This is a genomic window from Blautia sp. ZXY-1-B12 (assembly GCF_056339915.1).
Map to the genome: position 1 here is coordinate 1 of NZ_JBWJVP010000083.1, position 2,428 is coordinate 2,428.

Sequence of the window (2,428 nt, forward strand, 5' to 3'; positions counted from 1 at the left end):
GTAGATGAAAATGCAGGTTATAACTTTCTCGGATTTTGTTATACTGTATCTGGAGAGGAATTATTTGGATAAGTTTTGTGATTGTGTGGTTGGTAAGATGAGAGGGACATATGAAAAATATTATAAGAATAATATCTCTGATATTTGTAGTTACAGCGATTGGTGGATGCGGTAAGTCTCAACAGTACCAGAAATCAACAGATTTTCCGAAAGGCATGAAAACGGAACTGACAGAACAGATAAAGGTAAATGCAGAGTTTCAATATCCTGAAAACTGTAAAAATGGAAAATGTGCGGAGACACAGATTAGTGGACAGACACTCTGGGATAAGCAGGAAGAAATTGCACAATTGTTGGTTCAGGATGGTAACATTACAAATGAATACATAGATGATTATGGGACAGTACAGTATAAAATTTATGAAATAGCTGAAAACAACGCAACTTTAGTGATTTCTGATGATAATTTGAATTATGCGACTGATCAGGCTTCTTATATAAATAATGTACTGTTTTCTGACAGTCGTTTTGATGATTATAATGGAAATAAATATCAGGATAAAACGGATCTTCCTTTTATGCCTCAAAAAGAAGCATGGAAGAATGTAAGTGAAGTGCTGGATAAACTGGGGGTTGATGTATCAGATGATGTTATATGCTATGTTATGGAACATAGTATTATGAGCGAAGAAGAAAAAAAAGCGATTGCCAGAGCTGAGGAGGAAGACACAAAAATTCCGACTGCAAAAACACAGTGGACAGAAGATGATGACTGTTATTATTTTATGACTTATACTACATGGCAGGACTATCCGGTATTACCGCCTGTAATGGGAGAGGGATTTGATGAGAATAACGTATCTGTTATATACGATAAGAACGGTATTCAGTCTTTAAGTATAAATGGTTACTATCCTCTTGAATTAAAAAATGAAGTTGAGGTGGTAAGTCCGGAGATGGTATTGAAAGCATTGGAAAAATATTTTGGCAATATTATTTCCGATGATATTTATGAAGTACAGAGGATATCTCTTTGTCAGAAAGTTGTGCATGTAAATCCAGATAAACATTCAGCAGAAATTGAACCTGTATGGGAATGTAGAGTATTGGTGAAAAACAGTGATTTACCGGATAGCAGTTATTTACAAAAGATTTATTTTCATGCGGAAACATTGAAAGTAATGTGATAAATTTGAGACGAGATATGAAGAATATAATAAAAACAGATTTCAAAAGAGCATTAAAGGGAGCTAAATTTCCTTTAGCAATTATCCTGATGTTTTTTGTATGGGAATTCAATAGCAAAAGATTTGCTGACAGTCAGGATGTTTTGTACCTTTTTGTGCATGTATGGGGACGTTCAATAACTCCGCTTCTGGCAATGATTGTTACATCAACAGTTTATGTAACTTCTTATTGTGAAGATACGGAAAATCATTTTTTGAGATGCAGTATTCAGAGAGTAGGAATCAGAAAGTATGTTATATCTAAAATTATTGTTGTATTCTGTACATCTTTTCTGGTGGTGATTCTGGGAAGTATTATTTTTGTTATATGGCAGTGTCATGAATTGCCATTGGTTTCTTCTGACAGTATTACAGTAGAAAACTTTAAATCAGAGAGTTGCTTTGGATGGCTTTTACCTGAAAATACAGAATTATATATGGGGGTGCAGATATTTTTAGATGGATTATATTGCGCATCTATGAGTGTGCTTAGTCTTGCGCTGTCAACATTTGTAAGAGATTCTTATGCAGTGTATGCGTTTCCATTTCTGTTAAATTATTTCTTTATTTTTTTATTCTCAAGGATAGCAGTCAAATATCCCATGTTGTATATGGAGGAAATATATAATTCTGCAACAAAAACATACACGGATGATCCTGTTCTGCTCATAGCATATGCGCTTTTTGTGACAGTGGTATTTTGTGGGATAAGCGGAATGATTATGTTAAAAAAGATAGAGGGTGAATATCGATGAAAGTCTTGAGTCAGGCCAGGCGGATTTGCGGTTATCAATTGAGAATTCTGCGGGGAAATTATAAACTTTATCTGATTCCGGTCTGCCTTTTTGTTTATATGTTAAATGAATTGATTCCAATAAGAGATTTTTTGTTTTCTGTAAATGAAAAAGCTTCACCATTTTTGCTTCCATTTATATTCAATGATGTTATGCTGACTGCATCTATATTTGTAGCTGCTATGCTGTTTTTTATAGATGCACCATTTTATGATAAATATCAGCTCTTTGTGATTATGAGAGGTGGAACCTCCGAATGGGTGCTTGGACATATTATGTATATTTTTTCGGTTAGTATACTGTATATGTTGTGTCTGACAGGAATAAGTATTTTGATTATTTTTCCCAACGTTTGTCTGAGCGGGGAATGGGGGCGGATTTGGACAACACTTGCTCTTACTGATGCAG

General features: G+C 34.4%; 3 protein-coding genes. All 3 read left to right on the forward strand.

What is annotated here, in order from left to right; genetic code table 11:
- The first annotated feature begins 110 nt into the window (after window positions 1-110).
- Window positions 111-1,187, forward strand: a complete 1,077-nt coding sequence (locus AC075L_RS05735) for a hypothetical protein (RefSeq protein ID WP_055152707.1) — start codon at window positions 111-113, stop codon at window positions 1,185-1,187.
- Window positions 1,188-1,204: 17 nt separating this feature from the next.
- Entirely contained in the window at window positions 1,205-1,981 is a 777-nt protein-coding gene (locus AC075L_RS05740; protein WP_025578604.1) for a hypothetical protein, read from the forward strand.
- Window positions 1,978-2,428, forward strand: a 451-nt coding sequence (locus AC075L_RS05745) for a hypothetical protein (RefSeq protein WP_476387332.1), incomplete at its 3' end; no start/stop codon positions are given. The genes AC075L_RS05740 and AC075L_RS05745, both read left to right, overlap by 4 nt.